The organism is Streptomyces thermocarboxydovorans (assembly GCF_039524635.1).
Taxonomy (GTDB): Bacteria; Actinomycetota; Actinomycetes; order Streptomycetales; family Streptomycetaceae; genus Streptomyces; species Streptomyces thermocarboxydovorans.
The window spans coordinates 12,684-26,438 of the sequence record NZ_BAAAGU010000022.1 but is presented as its reverse complement, the minus strand read 5'-3'; the positions used below and the strand labels follow the sequence as shown (position 1 = coordinate 26,438).

13 protein-coding genes are annotated in these 13,755 nt (G+C 72.6%); 7 read left to right on the top strand and 6 right to left on the bottom strand.

From position 1 onward, the window contains the following. Positions 1 to 13: 13 nt before the first annotated feature. Positions 14 to 1,606: an MFS transporter gene (locus ABD198_RS12465; RefSeq protein WP_344000370.1), complete on the bottom strand. Its 1,593-nt coding sequence runs from the start codon at positions 1,604 to 1,606 to the stop codon at positions 14 to 16. Positions 1,607 to 1,819: 213 nt separating this feature from the next. On the opposite strand from ABD198_RS12465, the gene panB reads away from it, so the two are divergent. From panB to ABD198_RS12450, 3 genes are all read left to right on the top strand, one after another. Beyond that, entirely contained in the window at positions 1,820 to 2,716 is an 897-nt protein-coding gene (gene panB, locus ABD198_RS12460) for a 3-methyl-2-oxobutanoate hydroxymethyltransferase (RefSeq protein WP_344000368.1), read from the top strand. A 160-nt stretch (positions 2,717 to 2,876) separates the two neighbouring features. Beyond that, complete coding sequence (locus tag ABD198_RS12455) at positions 2,877 to 3,911, top strand: ATP-binding cassette domain-containing protein (RefSeq protein WP_344000366.1); 1,035 nt, start codon at positions 2,877 to 2,879, stop codon at positions 3,909 to 3,911. Beyond that, a complete protein-coding gene (locus ABD198_RS12450) occupies positions 3,908 to 4,729 on the top strand; it encodes an ABC transporter permease (RefSeq protein WP_344000364.1) in 822 nt (273 codons plus the stop codon). The genes ABD198_RS12455 and ABD198_RS12450 overlap by 4 nt, the downstream gene beginning before the upstream one ends. Before the next feature lie 26 nt (positions 4,730 to 4,755). On the opposite strand, the gene ABD198_RS12445 is transcribed toward ABD198_RS12450, so the two are convergent. After that, positions 4,756 to 8,037, bottom strand: coding sequence for an AfsR/SARP family transcriptional regulator (locus ABD198_RS12445; protein ID WP_344000362.1), 3,282 nt, complete (start codon positions 8,035 to 8,037; stop codon positions 4,756 to 4,758). 264 nt (positions 8,038 to 8,301) lie between these two features. Between ABD198_RS12445 and ABD198_RS12440 the strand changes: the two genes are divergently transcribed. Further along, positions 8,302 to 9,099, top strand: coding sequence for a site-2 protease family protein (locus ABD198_RS12440; RefSeq protein WP_344000360.1), 798 nt, complete (start codon positions 8,302 to 8,304; stop codon positions 9,097 to 9,099). Between the two features lie 50 nt (positions 9,100 to 9,149). Here ABD198_RS12440 and ABD198_RS12435 read toward each other — a convergent pair whose 3' ends face one another. Both ABD198_RS12435 and npdG read right to left on the bottom strand, forming a co-directional pair. After that, positions 9,150 to 9,341 (bottom strand): hypothetical protein, encoded by a 192-nt coding sequence (locus tag ABD198_RS12435; RefSeq protein WP_344000358.1) that lies wholly within the window; start codon positions 9,339 to 9,341, stop codon positions 9,150 to 9,152. Between the two features lie 62 nt (positions 9,342 to 9,403). Beyond that, entirely contained in the window at positions 9,404 to 10,105 is a 702-nt protein-coding gene (gene npdG / locus ABD198_RS12430; RefSeq protein WP_344000357.1) for an NADPH-dependent F420 reductase, read from the bottom strand. Positions 10,106 to 10,191: 86 nt separating this feature from the next. On the opposite strand from npdG, the gene ABD198_RS12425 reads away from it, so the two are divergent. Continuing rightward, positions 10,192 to 10,806: a hypothetical protein gene (locus tag ABD198_RS12425; protein ID WP_344000355.1), complete on the top strand. Its 615-nt coding sequence runs from the start codon at positions 10,192 to 10,194 to the stop codon at positions 10,804 to 10,806. A 173-nt stretch (positions 10,807 to 10,979) separates the two neighbouring features. Here ABD198_RS12425 and ABD198_RS12420 read toward each other — a convergent pair whose 3' ends face one another. Continuing rightward, positions 10,980 to 11,207, bottom strand: a complete 228-nt coding sequence (locus ABD198_RS12420; protein WP_344000353.1) for a hypothetical protein — start codon at positions 11,205 to 11,207, stop codon at positions 10,980 to 10,982. A gap of 59 nt (positions 11,208 to 11,266) precedes the next feature. Here ABD198_RS12420 and map point away from each other — a divergent pair, with 59 nt between their 5' ends. Together map and ABD198_RS12410 are read left to right on the top strand one after the other, a co-directional pair. Then, on the top strand, positions 11,267 to 12,124 hold the full coding sequence (gene map, locus ABD198_RS12415) for a type I methionyl aminopeptidase (RefSeq protein WP_344000351.1): 858 nt from the start codon (positions 11,267 to 11,269) through the stop codon (positions 12,122 to 12,124). A gap of 98 nt (positions 12,125 to 12,222) precedes the next feature. After that, positions 12,223 to 12,870 (top strand): biliverdin-producing heme oxygenase, encoded by a 648-nt coding sequence (locus tag ABD198_RS12410; RefSeq protein ID WP_344000350.1) that lies wholly within the window; start codon positions 12,223 to 12,225, stop codon positions 12,868 to 12,870. A 57-nt stretch (positions 12,871 to 12,927) separates the two neighbouring features. Here ABD198_RS12410 and ABD198_RS12405 read toward each other — a convergent pair whose 3' ends face one another. Then, the gene (locus ABD198_RS12405) at positions 12,928 to 13,572 is read right to left on the bottom strand and encodes a PhzF family phenazine biosynthesis protein (RefSeq protein ID WP_344000348.1); all 645 of its coding nucleotides are present in this window, start codon (positions 13,570 to 13,572) and stop codon (positions 12,928 to 12,930) included. Positions 13,573 to 13,755: the final 183 nt, after the last annotated feature.

Genomic DNA, 13,755 nt, shown 5'->3' with positions numbered 1-13,755 from the left:
CGCGTCGGGCGCTTCAGTCTGCCGCCTTCACCAACTCCTGCCCCCGCTCCCCGTTTTCGGGCGGCGCGGGGTTGTGTCCGGGCAGGAACAGGGCGGTGACGACGGCGCCGGCGAGGGCGACGCCCGCGCCCCACAGCGCCGTGACATGCATGGCGTGCACGAACGCCTCACCGGCCTGGCCGGCCAGGGCCTGACCCGAGGCGCCGAGCCGGTCCGCGGCGGCCAGGGTGGCCTCGATGGACTCGCCGGCCGCGTGGCGGACGCCGGGCGGCAGCACGGCCAGCTCGTCCTCGATGCTGTTGCGGTACGCCGCGGAGAGCACCGAGCCCAGCACGGCGACGCCGAGGGCTCCGCCGACCTGGCGGAAGGTGTTGCTGAGCGCGGAGGCCCGGCCCGCCTTCTCCCGGGGCAGCGCCTGCATGATCAGGACGCTGACCGGGGTCATCACATGCGCCATCCCGGCGCCCATGAGGAAGAAGACGACCTCCAGCAGCCAGATGGGGGTGTCGCGGTCCAGGAGGGTGAAGGCGGCGAGCATCGAGGCGAGCAGCAGCAGGCCGCCGGTGGTGGTGGCGCGGTTGCCGAAGCGGTCGACCAGCAGCCGGGCCCGCGGCGCGAAGAACATCTGCGCGACGGCGATCGGCAGCATCAGCAGGCCGGTCTCCAGCGGCGAGTAGCCGCGCACGCTCTGGGTGTAGAAGACCGCGAAGAACATCACGCCCATGAGCGCGAAGAAGACCAGCGCGACGGCACCGATCGACGCGGAGAACACCTTGTTGCGGAAGTACCGCACGTCGAGGGACGGGTGTTCACTGCGCGCCTCGAACACCACGAAGGCCACCAGCACGGCGAGCCCGGCGCCGGCCGTGGTCAGCACGGTGGGGTCGGTGAGGTCGGCGAGCTGGCCGCCCTTGATGATCCCGTAGACCAGCAGGACCAGGCCGACCACGGAGAGCAGGACGCCGACCGGGTCGAGCCGGCCGGGGTGCGGATCGCGCGAGTCGGGCACCAGCCACAGCATCAGGGCCAGGGCCAGCAGCACGATCGGCACATTGACCAGGAAGACCGAGCCCCACCAGAAGTGGTCCAGCAGCAGGCCGCCGGTGATCGGGCCGATGGCGATGGCCAGCCCCACGCCGCCCGCCCAGACGCCGATGGCCTTGGGCTGCTCGTCGCGCTCGAAGACGTTCATCAGCACGGCCAGGGTGGCCGGCATCACGAAGGCCGCGCCCAGGCCCATCAGCGCGCGCCAGCCGATCAGCTGCCCGGGCGAGGCGGAGAAGGCGGCGAGCGCCGAGCCGAGGCCGAACACGGTGAGGCCGCCGAGCAGCACCTTCTTGCGGCCGAGGCGGTCGCCGACCAGGCCGGCGGTGAACAGCAGGCCGGCGAAGACGAGCGTGTAGGCGTTGATGGCCCATTCGAGTTCGCTCTGGGTGGCGCCGAGGCCGGTGGGGGCCGGGGTGGAGATCGTCCTGATGGCGACGTTCAGGATCGAGTTGTCCAGCACGACGATCAGCAGGCTCAGCATCAGCACGCCGAGGATCGCCCAGCGGCGCCGGTGCACCGACTCGGGGACGCGGCGGGCGGGAGCGGCGGGAGTACTCATACGGCCAGCGTCTCACGAATTCCGATACGGCACCGTCTCGTATCGGAACGCCCGTCCCCCGAAGGGCGGCGGGTGGACGTCACGGGCGGCCGGTGGACGTCACAGGGGGACGTCGGGGGGACCTCTGGCCCTCGGCCGTTCGAGGTGCAACCATGGACGTGGTCCGGGGACGCCGTGAGGGCGCCTCGAGATGACGTGTTAGGAGCCGTTGCAATGACGCAGCTTTCGGCTGCCCAGACTTCTGCGCGGACCGCGCAGCCTGCGAAGTCAGCATCCTCCGACGGCAGCAAGGCGCTGTACGGGGGCAAGGGCACTCGCCGTATCACCGTCCGCGACATCGCCCTCGCCAAGGAGCGGGGCGAGAAGTGGCCCATGCTCACCGCCTACGACGCGATGACCGCGTCCGTATTCGACGAGGCCGGGATCCCGGTCATGCTGGTGGGCGACTCGGCCGGCAACTGCCACCTCGGGTACGACACCACCGTGCCCGTCACCCTCGACGAGATGGTCATGCTCTCGGCGGCCGTCGTACGGGGCACCTCGCGTGCCCTGATCGTCGGCGACCTGCCCTTCGGCTCGTACCAGGAGGGCCCGGTGCAGGCGCTGCGCTCGGCGACCCGGCTGGTGAAGGAGGCCGGGGTCGGTGCGGTGAAGCTGGAGGGCGGGGAGCGCTCGCACCGGCAGATCGAGCTGCTGGTGGAGTCCGGGATCCCCGTGATGGCCCACATCGGGCTGACCCCGCAGTCCGTGAACACGATGGGCTACCGCGTGCAGGGGCGCGGCGAGGAGGCGGCGCAGCAGCTGCTGCGGGACGCCAAGGCCGTGCAGGACGCGGGGGCGTTCGCGGTGGTCCTCGAGCTGGTGCCGGCGGAGCTGGCGGCCGAGGTGACGCGGGTGCTGCACATCCCGACGGTCGGGATCGGCGCCGGGCCGGAGACGGATGCGCAGGTGCTGGTGTGGACCGACATGCTCGGGCTCACGCAGGGGCGGGTGCCGCGGTTCGTGAAGCAGTACGCCGATCTCCGGTCCGTCATGACGGGAGCGGTGAAGGCGTTCGCTGACGAGGTCGTCGCCGGAACGTTCCCCCAGGAGGAACACTCCGTCCACTGAAGCCACTGCGGTACCACCGGGCAGCCCGCCGATCCTCCCCCGTCGGCGGGCTGCCGCACGTAGGTCCACGTACCTGCCGACGGCAGCCGACAAGAAATCTGTCGGTGGGTGTCGGTGGGATGTCGGTGATCTGTCGGTGGGGGCTGCCACCGTCGGGGGCATGAGTCGAAATGGGACATACACCGGGGGCGCCGGAGGCGCGGTGACCGTGCGGGGGCTGGTCAAGCACTACGGGGAGACCAAGGCGCTGGCCGGCGTCGACCTGGACGTGCGCGAGGGCACCGTGATGGGCGTGCTCGGTCCGAACGGCGCCGGCAAGACCACCCTCGTCCGCATCCTGTCCACCCTGCTCGCCCCCACCGCCGGCCGGGCGACCGTCGCCGGCTACGACGTCGTCCGCCAGCCCCGGCAGCTGCGCCGGGTGATCGGCCTGACCGGCCAGTACGCCTCGGTGGACGAGAAGCTGCCGGGCTGGGAGAACCTGTACCTGATCGGCCGGCTGCTCGACCTGTCCCGCAAGGAGGCCCGCGCCCGCGCCGACGAGCTGCTGGAGCGCTTCTCGCTCACGGACGCCGCCCGGCGCCCGGCGGGCACGTACTCGGGCGGCATGCGCCGCCGGCTGGACCTGGCCGCCTCGATGACCGGCCGCCCGGCCGTGCTGTTCCTGGACGAGCCGACCACCGGCCTGGACCCGCGCACCCGCAACGAGGTGTGGGACGAGGTCAAGCGGCTGGTCGGCGAGGGCGTGACCGTGCTGCTGACCACCCAGTACATGGAGGAGGCCGAGCAGCTCGCCTCCGAGCTGACCGTCGTGGACCGCGGGAGGGTCATCGCGAAGGGCGGCATCGAGGAGCTGAAGGCCAAGGTCGGCGGCCGCACGCTGCGGATCCGCCCGGCGGACCCGCTGCAGCTGCGCCCGCTGGCCGCGGCCCTGGACGAGCTGGGCATCACCGGCCTCGCCCCGGTCACCGTGGACGCCGAGCGCGAGGCGCTGCTCGTGCCCATTCTGAGCGACGAGCAGCTGACGGCCGTGGTCGGCGCGGTCACCGCGCGGGACGTCACCCTGGCCTCCATCAGCACCGAACTGCCCAGCCTGGACGAGGTGTTCCTCTCGCTCACCGGCCACCGTGCCGGTGAGCTGCAGGACACCGAGCCCGCCGGTTCCGCCGGGCCCCGCGAGGAGGTAGCCGTATGAGCGCCACCGCACTGACCCCTGCCCGGGCCGGCCAGGACGCGCGGATCACGCTGCGCGGGCATCTGCGGCACACCGGCGCCCTGGTGCGCCGCAACCTGCTGTGGATCCGTCAGGACCCGGAGTCGATGTTCGACGCCGTGCTGTTCCCGATCGTGTTCACCCTGCTGTTCGTGTACGTCTTCGGCGGCTCGATCGGGCAGGCCCTGGGCGGCGGGCAGGAGGCGTATGTGCAGTACATCGTGCCCGGCCTGATGGCCATGATGGGCATGAACATGGCCCAGGGCGTGGGCACCGGCTTCAACCAGGACTTCAACTCCGGTGTGATGGACCGCTTCCGTTCGCTGCCGATCGGCCGCGGCTCGGTGCTGTTCGCCAAGATCGCCGTCGAGCTGGCGCGCATGCTGATCGCCACCACCATCCTGATGGTCGTCGGCGTGCTGGTCGGCTTCGACATCACCAACTGGCCTGGGCTGCTGGCGGCCGTGGGCCTGTCCGCGGTGTTCGGCTCGGCCCTGATGTGGATCTTCCTCACGCTGGGCGTGACCATGAAGAACGCGCAGTCGGTGCAGGCGATGGGCTTCCTGGTGCTGATGCCGCTGCAGTTCGGCTCGTCGATCTTCGCGCCGCCCCAGTCGATGCCGGGCTGGCTGGAGAGCTTCACCGAGTACAACCCGCTGTCCTCGCTGGCCGACGCCGCGCGCGGGCTGATGGTGGGCGGGCCGGTGGCGCACGACCTGTGGCTGACCCTGGGCTGGACGGTGGCGATCACGGCGGTGATGGCACCGGTCGCGATCCACAAGTTCCGCACCAAGGACTGACGAAGGCTCAGGAGGACTGGCGAAGATCAGAGCAGGGCGGCGGCTTCCTCGGGGGTGAGGCCGCCGCCCTGCGCGTAGGCGGCCTCGTACGCCTCGTCGTCGCCGAGGGCGGCCCTGATCCGCTGCTCGGTGCGTGCCCGGCAGGTGGCCTCCACCTTCCCCGGCACATGGCCCGGCAGCAGCCAGGAGTCGGCGGCGCCCAGCAGGCGGGCCGCGTCCCCGGCGCGCCGCCCGCCGTCGACTCCGGCGAGGGCCATCGCGGCCCCGGTCATATGACCGCTGCGCATCTGCGGGGCGACGGTCTCGCACACCGGGTCCTGCGCCCGTTCGAACGCCTGCCGGAACGTGCTCAGCGCCTTGACGTCGTCCCCGTCGAACACGTCCAGCCACCCCTCGGCGCCGAGGATGAACGCGTCGAACACGATGTACTGCGCGATGCGGAACTCCTCGCGCAGCCGCTCCAGTTGCTCCCGCGCCTCGGCGGTGCGCCCGGTCATGCCGAGCCAGCCGGCCAGGAAGAGCCGGGCGAACGGCATGGCCTCGTTGTGGCCGCACCGGGTGGTCTCGATGATCTCCCGCAGCATCCGCTCCCCGCGTTCGGCGTCCCCCGCCTCCAGCAGGGCGCTGCCCAGCCGGGCGGACAGCACGGCGATCTGGGCGCGGGCGCCCAGCCGTTCGGCGTGCTCGATCGCGGCGGCGAAGTCGGCGGCCGCGGCGTCGTAGCGGCCCCGGCGCTCGTGCGCCTCGCCGCGCGCGGCCAGCGCCTCCGCGGTGCCCCAGGCGTCGTCCAGGCGCCGGTAGATCTCCAGGGCCTCGTCCGCGTCACGGGCGGCGCCGCCGGCCAGGTCCGAGCGGTTGGCGAGCACATTGGCGCGGATCTGCAGGCAGCCGGCCAGCTCCCACTCGTATCCGGGGGTGCGCCGGGCGACGTCGACGGCGGCGTCCAGGGCGCGACGCAGCCGCTTCATGTCGGCGGTCAGCATCAGCGAGAAGATCCACAGCAGTCCGGGCGACCGGCAGGTCTGCGGCAGGCCGGGCTCGTACGTTGCGGCGATGACCCGCAGCCGGTCCTGCGCCTCGGGCGTCTGCCAGTTGTCCAGCTCGGTGTCCATGCAGGCGAGGTGCGCCAGGTGCACCCCGCGGCGGGCCTCGGCGAGCACCTCGCCGGTCATCGGGGGCGGGTTCTCGGTGCAGCGCTGCCACACGGGGGCGGCCGGACGGACCTCGGCGAACGGGTCGGGGCCGAGGGCCATGACCTCGCGGCACCAGTTGCGGGCTTCGATCCTGAGGTCGCGCATCTGCCAGAAGAAGGCGAGCGACAGCGTCAGGCACAGCGCCTCCTGCTCGTCGCGCAGGGCGAGCGCGTGGCGCAGGGCGGTGCGCAGGTTGTCGTACTCGCGCTCCAGCCGTTCGATGGCGGTGCGCTGCTGCCCGCCGCGCAGCAACGGGTCGGTGGTGCGGGCGAGTTCCCGGTAGTGGATGAGGTGGGCGCGGATCGCCTCGGTGCGCCGGCCGGTCTCGTCGAGGCGTTCGGCCGCGTACTCGGCGACGGTCTCCAGCAGCCGGTAGCGCATCTCGCCGTCGCCGGAGGGCGCGGCCACCACCAGTGACTTGTCGACGAGCGAGGCGAGCGCGTCCAGCGCCGGGGGCCCGCACACCGCCTCGGCGGCGGCGAGGTCGCAGCCGCCGGCGAAGACCGACAGGCGGCACAGCACCTCGCGTTCGTCCGCGTCGAGCAGCTCCCAGGACCAGTCGACCACGGCCCGCAGGGTCTGCTGGCGGGGCAGGGCGGTGCGGCTGCCGGAGGTGAGCAGGCGGAAGCGGTCGTCGAGGCGGTCGGCGATCTGGCGCGGGGTGAGCATCCGCAGCCGGGCGGCGGCGAGTTCGATGGCGAGGGGCAGTCCGTCGAGCCGGCGGCAGATCTCGGCGCAGGCCTCCGGATCGTCCTCGACGCGGAATCCGGGCCGGGCGGCCGCGCCGCGGTCGGCGAGCAGCTGCAGGGCCACCGGCTCGGGCAGCGGCTCCACCGGGCGCAGCAACTCGCCCTGCACGCCGAGGGGTTCGCGGCTGGTGGCGAGGACGGTGAGGCGGGGGCAGCGCTCCAGCAGCGTCTGCGCCAGCCGGGCGGCGGCGTCGACGACGTGCTCGCAGTTGTCGAGGATCAGCAGCATGCGGCGCCGGCCGCAGTGCTCGGCGAGGCGGTCGACGGGGTCGTCGTGGCGTTCGGCGACGGCCCGCATGCTCTCGGCGCCGGCGCCGTACAGCACGGTCTCGCGGGCGCCGACGGCGGTGAGCACGGCCTCGGGGACGGCGGCGGGGTCGTCGACGGGGGCCAGCTCGGCCAGCCACACCCCGTCCGGCAGGGTGTCCCGTACGGTCTCGGCGGCCTCCTGCGACAGCCGGGTCTTGCCGGCGCCGCCGGGTCCGAGCAAGGTGACCAGGCGGGCGGCGGACAGGTCGGCGCGGATGGTCTCGATGTCTCTCTCCCGGCCGACGAAGGAGGTCAGCCGGGCCCGCAGGTTGCCCCGCCGCGGTGCCGTCCCCGCCGGCGCGGGTCCGGGTGTGGCCCGGGGGGCGGGCTGCGGGCGGAGCAGTTCGGCGTGCAGGGCCCGCAGTTCGGCGCCCGGGTCGGAGCCGAGCCGGTCGGCGAGCAGGCGCCGCACGTCCTCGTAGGCGGCGAGGGCCTCGGCGGTGCGGCCAGTGTCGCGCAGCGCGCGCAGGCGCAGCGCCTGGAGGGGTTCGTCGAGCGGATGGGTGTCGCACAGGGCGGTCAGCTCGGGCAGCGACTGCTCGGCCTGCCCGAGGGCGAGGGCGGCGGTGTGCCGGGCGCGCAGCGCCTCCAGCCGCCGGGTCTCGGCGCGGGCGGCCTCGGCGGTGGAGTCGGGGAGGTCGGCGAGGGCGGGCCCGCGCCACAGCGCCAGGGCGTCGTCGAGCACCACGGCCGCCTTCTGCGGGTCGCCGTCGGCCAGGGCGCGCAGGCCCTCGCCGGTCAGCCGCTCGAAGCGGTGCAGGTCGATGTCGTCGGCCGCGGCGGTGAGCCGGTAGCCGCCGCCGTCGGAGGCGACCGCGTCGGCGCCGAGCACCCGGCGCAGCCGGCCGACCAGGGCCTGCAGCGCTCCGGTGGCGTCGGCCGGGGGCTCGCCGTCCCACACCTCGTCGACCAGGACGCGCACCGGCACGACCCGCCCGGGGCGCAGGGCGAGCACGGTCAGCAGGGCACGCAGCCGCGCACCGCCCACGGGGAGGGCGGTGCCGTCGGGGCGCAGGGCCTGGGTGGTGCCGAGGACGCGATATCGCACGGGGTCCATTGTCGCCGGTGCTCCGGGGCCGGTCACCGCGGCCCGCGCACGGTGCTCAGGAAGTGCAGCAGCTGTGTCAGCGGCCGGGGGCAGCCCCTCGGTCTCCGTCCCGGCGGCGGCCGGGGGCAGGCCGCGGCCCCGGCGCAGGGCGTAGGGCCGGCCCCGCTCTCCGACGGAACCGGCGGCCCGCGCGAGACGTTTTCCCGTTGCGCCCGGTACGGTCGGGCAGTCCCACCGCCCGTCCCGTGCGTGCCCGACAGTCCAGGGAGTCCCATGACCACCGCCGCCACCCGCCACAGCGACCGGAGGATCAGCCCCGTCTTCCTGGGGATCGTGGCCGTCATGGCGGCCACCGGCTGGGCCACCTGGACGGGCTTCGCGGATCAGCCGGGCCTCGCCGTGTTCCTGTTCGTGACGGCCGCATGGGTCGTGTCGCTGTGCCTGCACGAGTACGCGCACGCGCGCACCGCCCTGCACAGCGGGGACATCTCGGTCGGCGCGAAGGGCTACCTCACGCTGAACCCGGTGAAGTACACGCACGCCCTGCTCAGCATCGTGCTGCCCGTGCTGTTCGTGATCATGGGCGGGATCGGTCTGCCCGGCGGTGCCGTGTTCATCGACCGGGGCCGCATCCGGGGCCGCTGGCGGCACAGCCTGATCTCGGCGGCGGGCCCGCTGACCAACGTGCTGTTCGCGGCGGTGTGCACCGCCCCGTTCTGGCTGGACGCGCTGGAGGGCGTGCCCACCGACTTCCGCTACGCGCTCGCCTTCCTGGCGCTGCTGCAGGTGACGGCGGCCATCCTGAACTTCCTGCCGGTGCCGGGACTGGACGGCTACGGCGTGATCGAGCCCTGGCTGTCGCACAGCGTCCGGCGCCAGGCGGAGCCGTTCGCCCCGTTCGGACTGCTCTTCGTCTTCGCGCTGCTGTGGGTGCCGGCGCTCAACGGCGCCTTCTTCGACGCGGTGGACGCGGTGCTGCGCGGCCTCGGCATCGGGGACGTGGAGTCGTACTGCGGCTTCGAGCTGTACCGCTTCTGGCAGACGGACGAGCTGTGCACGATCACCCGGTGACGGGCGCCACGATCACCCGGTGACGGGCGCGGTGTCCGGGGTGGAGGCCGTCAGCCGGTGGTGGAGGAGGAGCGGCGGGCGTCGCGCCCGCGCTTGACGTAGTACCAGCCCATGTTGGACGACAGCCCCGCCAGCAGGACCCAGACCACGCCCATCAGCACCATGCCCTGCACGAAGGAGACGACGGCCGCGGCGACGGCGAGCAGGCAGACGACGAGTGCGTAGACGGCGAGGCGGGGCATGGGGCTGCTCCTGTCGGGGGACACGGACGGTCGGTGCTTCACCCCCAGTGTCCCCCATCGGGTCATACGTCCGTGACGCGGAGCCCGGCGTGTGCCTTGTAGCGCCGGTTGACCGAGATCAGGTTGGCGACCAGCGCCTCCACCTGGTGCGCGTTGCGCAGCCGGCCCGCGTAGACGCCGCGCATGCCGGGGATGCGCCCGGCCAGCGCCTGCACGATCTCCACGTCGGCCCGCACCTCGCCGAGCACCATCACATCGGTCTCGATCCGCTCGATCTCCGGGTCGCTGAGCAGCACGGCCGACAGGTGGTGGAAGGCGGCGGTGACCCGGGAGTCCGGCAGCAGTGCGGCGGCCTGCTCGGCGGCGCTGCCCTCCTCGGGCTTGAGCGCGTAGGCGCCCTTCTTGTCGAAGCCGAGCGGGTTGACGCAGTCGACGACGAGCTTGCCCGCCAGTTCCTCGCGCAGCGCCTCGAGCGTGGCGCCGTGCCCGTCCCACGGCACGGCGACGATCACGATGTCGCTGCGGCGGGCGCACTCGGCGTTGTCGGCGCCCTCGATGCCGTGGCCGAGCTCCTCGGCGGCGGCCCGGGCGCGCTCGGCGGCGCGGGAACCGATGATCACCTTCTGGCCGGCCTGGGCGAGGCGGTAGGCGAGGCCCTTGCCCTGCGGGCCGGTGCCGCCGAGTACGCCGACGACGTACCCGGAGACGTCGGGGAGGTCCCAGGGGTCCTTGGCGGGCGGCTTTGCACTGTCGGTAGAGGTCATGGCCCGACTCTACGACCCGTCCACGGACGGGCGATTCCCGGGCGAACGCCGGGCCGCCGCGAACCGGTTGGGGCAGGATGCGCCGCATGGATGCGGTACGGGTCGCGCTGCTGCGGGAAGTGCTCGCCGGGACGGAGTGGCTGGGGGCCACCCGGAGGTTCGCGGGGGCGCTGCGGGGGTCGGTGGTGTCGCACGGGGGCGGACTGCTGCTGGTGGGGACGCGGGAGTACGAGCCGTGGCATCTGGCGGCGCATCTGGTGGACGAGGCGGCGTGGTCGGGGACGCCGGAGCTGGCGCCGACGCTGGTGCGGCATGATGCGCGGCCGTCGGATCCGGCGCATCTGGCGGTGGGGCTGGGGCGGCTGGAGGCGGTGCGGCGGGGAGAGACGCTGCTGGTGGTTGCTCCGGGGGAGCCGGGTGAGGGGTTGCTGGAGCGGGTGTCGGATGCGCGGCGGGCGGGGGCGGTGTTGTTGGCGCTGGGACCGGAGGAGGGGGAGTTGCCGGGGTTGGCGCATGAGACGTTGGCGGTGCCGGAGGGGGGTGAGCTGGATCTGGATACGGTGCAGCATCTGGTGAGTGCGGCGGCTGGGGAGAATGCGGTCCCGGGTTCGGGTGCCTCCCGGCGGGGTCGGCGGAGGTTCCGGGAGCGGCTTTCTCATGTGGCGGATCTGCTGATGGCGCCGCCTCCGCCGCGGTGGTGACCGGCCTGTGCTGGTGCGGGCCGGGGGTGGGTCGCGCTTGCCGGTGCTGACAGGGTGCCTCCCCCACTCTCGACTTCGCTCGAGCGGGGGGACCCCCATCGCCCTAGGTGTATTGACCCGGCCACGCCGTAGGGACGCAGCGCCGGGCGGCTACGGCGTGGTGCCGGGCGGGATCAGTCGTCGCGCTCGGAGGCGGGGGCGTCGTGCCAGCGCGGGTCGTTCTCCCACTGCAGGTTGCGCTCCCGCGCGGTCTCCATCGCGCGCTCGGCCTCGCTGCGGCTGGCGTACGGGCCGAAGCGGTCCTTGCCGGGGCACTCGGGGCCCTCCTCGACCTTCTTGTGCTCCAGGCAGTAGTACCACTCGCCCGGTTTTCCGACCGTGCGCTTCTTGAACAGGGGCATGACCGGCTCCTCTCACCACGAAGATGGTCCCCCATCGCCGCTGACTTAGACTCGCTGGCATGTCTGGCCAGTCGCTGCTCGTCCCAGGGGAGCTGTCTCCCACCCGTTCCGTGCCGGGAAACATCCGCCGTCCCGAGTACGTCGGCAAGCCCGCCCCGACGCCGTACACGGGTCCGGAGGTGCAGACCCCGGAGACCATCGAGGCGATGCGGATCGCCGGCCGGATCGCGGCGCAGGCGATGGAGGAGGCGGCGAAGCACATCGCGCCGGGGGTGACCACCGACGAACTGGACCGGGTGACGCACGAGTTCCTGTGCGACCACGGCGCCTACCCCTCCACCCTGGGCTACCGCGGGTTCCCGAAGTCGCTGTGCACCTCGATCAACGAGGTGATCTGCCACGGCATCCCGGACTCCACGGTGCTGCGGGACGGCGACATCGTGAACCTGGACGTGACCGCGTACATCGGCGGGGTGCACGGCGACAACAACGCCACCTACCTGGTGGGCGACGTGGACGAGGAGAGCCGGCTGCTGGTGGAGCGCACCCGGGAGGCGCTGAACCGGGCGATCAAGGCGGTCAAGCCGGGCCGGCAGATCAATGTGATCGGCCGGGTCATCGAGTCGTACGCCAAGCGCTTCGGCTACGGAGTGGTGCGGGACTTCACCGGCCACGGCATCAACAGCTCGTTCCACTCGGGCCTGATCATCCCGCACTACGACAGCCCGCACGCCACCACGGTGATGCAGCCGGGGATGACCTTCACCATCGAGCCGATGCTCACGCTGGGCACCCATGAGTACGACATCTGGGACGACGGCTGGACGGTGGTGACCAAGGACCGCAAGCGGACGGCGCAGTTCGAGCACACGCTGGTGGTCACGGACACGGGCGCGGAGATCCTGACCCTGCCCTGATCCATGTGCCGCCGGTGTGCCGCGCGGGTAGGCTCTTGCCGACAAGCCGTCGGCAAACCCTATTGACTTAGGTAAGCCTAACCACAGAAGATCGGCGTATGGACTCCTTCTCGACGCTCATCCGCACCGCGTCTCATGAAGAGCACGTGGAGGCCGAGACCTCGACGTTCATGAGCGACATGCTGGGCGGGCGGCTCGGCGTCGACGCGTTCGCCCGTTACACCGAGCAGCTGTGGTTCGTGTACGAGGCGCTGGAGACGGCTGCGGAGCGGCTGGCGGCGGATCCGGTGGCGGGCCCCTTCATCCGGCCGGAGCTGATGCGCCTGGCCTCGCTGGAGCGGGACCTGGAGCATCTGCGCGGCCCCGGCTGGCGGGCGTCGCTGTCCGCCCTTCCGGCGACCCGGGCGTACGCGGACCGGGTGCGCGAGTGCGCCGAGCGCTGGCCCGGCGGCTATGTCGCCCACCATTACACGCGCTACCTGGGCGATCTGTCCGGCGGCCAGATCATCCGCGACAAGGCGGAGAGGACCTGGGGCTTTGCCAGGAAGGGCGACGGAGTCCGCTTCTACGTCTTCGAGGGCATCCCGAACCCGGCCGCCTTCAAGCGGATGTACCGGGGGCTGCTGGACGCGGTGCCGGCGGACGACCTGGAGAAGCAGCGGATCGTCGCCGAGTGCAAGGCCGCGTTCGCGCTGAACACCGGGGTGTTCCGGGCACTGGGCGAGGAGTTCCCGCTCTCGGCGTGAGCGGCGGGCACCGCTACTTCTCGAGGACGACTCCGCTACTTCTCGAGGACGACTCCGCTACTTCTCGAGGACGACGCGTCCGCCGACCTCCACCCACCCCTCCGGCTGCGGCGCGGTGAGGATCTGCGAACCGGAGCCCTGGGTGATGTTGAGGGCCCGGCCGAGCTGGTGGGTGAGCAGCAGCGCCGCCGCGCCGGTCGCCTCGTCCTCGTCGATGCCGTCGTCGCGGCCCGGGAAGGCCCGGGCCCGGATGCGGCCGGCCGGTTCGTCCTCCCACGCCCAGGCGTAGATCCACTCCCCCTTGGGCGGCACCGGCAGGTCGTCGACCTCGGCCGCGGTGGCGTACTGGCGCAGCGTGCGCGGCGGCACCCACTCCGCGCGGGCCTCGATCCAGCAGAACTCCCCGTCCTGCCGGGCGCCCACCACCCCGGCGGGTGTGACGAGTTCGGGCACGTCGATCAGCCAGGCGGTGCCGACGCAGGGGTGTCCGGCGAAGGGCAGCCGCCGGGTGGGGGTGTAGATGTCGATGATCCCGCGCTCGGGGTCGTCGACGAACACGGTCTCGCTGAAGCCGAGCTTCGCCGCGAACTCCTGCCGCGCGGCCCGCTCGGGCAGGACGGAACCGTCGCGCACGACGCCGAGTTCATTGCCGTAGCCGCCCAGGGGCCCGCAGAAGACGCGGAGCACGTCGTAGTCAGTCACGGGGGCATTCAAGCATCGTGCGCGCGGGCCGGGGTGACGAGATCGGCCGGAGGCCGCCCGTGGGGCGGCTTGACGCCTCCTTGACCCGAGCTGACCTCGCCTTGACCTACACATGGCGTACGTTTTAAGACACCGTGATCGGATCGTGTCCATACACCGCCCATGAGAGAGGGATCACAGAAC

Excerpts from the sequence above, each read along its gene's own strand:
- ABD198_RS12465 (WP_344000370.1), bottom strand. The coding sequence starts at position 1,606 with ATGAGTACTCCCGCCGCTCCCGCCCGCCGCGTCCCCGAGTCGGTGCAC.
- panB (WP_344000368.1), top strand. The coding sequence starts at position 1,820 with ATGACGCAGCTTTCGGCTGCCCAGACTTCTGCGCGGACCGCGCAGCCT.
- ABD198_RS12455 (WP_344000366.1), top strand. The coding sequence starts at position 2,877 with ATGAGTCGAAATGGGACATACACCGGGGGCGCCGGAGGCGCGGTGACC.
- ABD198_RS12450 (WP_344000364.1), top strand. The coding sequence starts at position 3,908 with ATGAGCGCCACCGCACTGACCCCTGCCCGGGCCGGCCAGGACGCGCGG.
- ABD198_RS12445 (WP_344000362.1), bottom strand. The coding sequence starts at position 8,037 with ATGGACCCCGTGCGATATCGCGTCCTCGGCACCACCCAGGCCCTGCGC.
- ABD198_RS12440 (WP_344000360.1), top strand. The coding sequence starts at position 8,302 with ATGACCACCGCCGCCACCCGCCACAGCGACCGGAGGATCAGCCCCGTC.
- ABD198_RS12435 (WP_344000358.1), bottom strand. The coding sequence starts at position 9,341 with ATGCCCCGCCTCGCCGTCTACGCACTCGTCGTCTGCCTGCTCGCCGTC.
- npdG (WP_344000357.1), bottom strand. The coding sequence starts at position 10,105 with ATGACCTCTACCGACAGTGCAAAGCCGCCCGCCAAGGACCCCTGGGAC.
- ABD198_RS12425 (WP_344000355.1), top strand. The coding sequence starts at position 10,192 with ATGGATGCGGTACGGGTCGCGCTGCTGCGGGAAGTGCTCGCCGGGACG.
- ABD198_RS12420 (WP_344000353.1), bottom strand. The coding sequence starts at position 11,207 with ATGCCCCTGTTCAAGAAGCGCACGGTCGGAAAACCGGGCGAGTGGTAC.
- map (WP_344000351.1), top strand. The coding sequence starts at position 11,267 with ATGTCTGGCCAGTCGCTGCTCGTCCCAGGGGAGCTGTCTCCCACCCGT.
- ABD198_RS12410 (WP_344000350.1), top strand. The coding sequence starts at position 12,223 with ATGGACTCCTTCTCGACGCTCATCCGCACCGCGTCTCATGAAGAGCAC.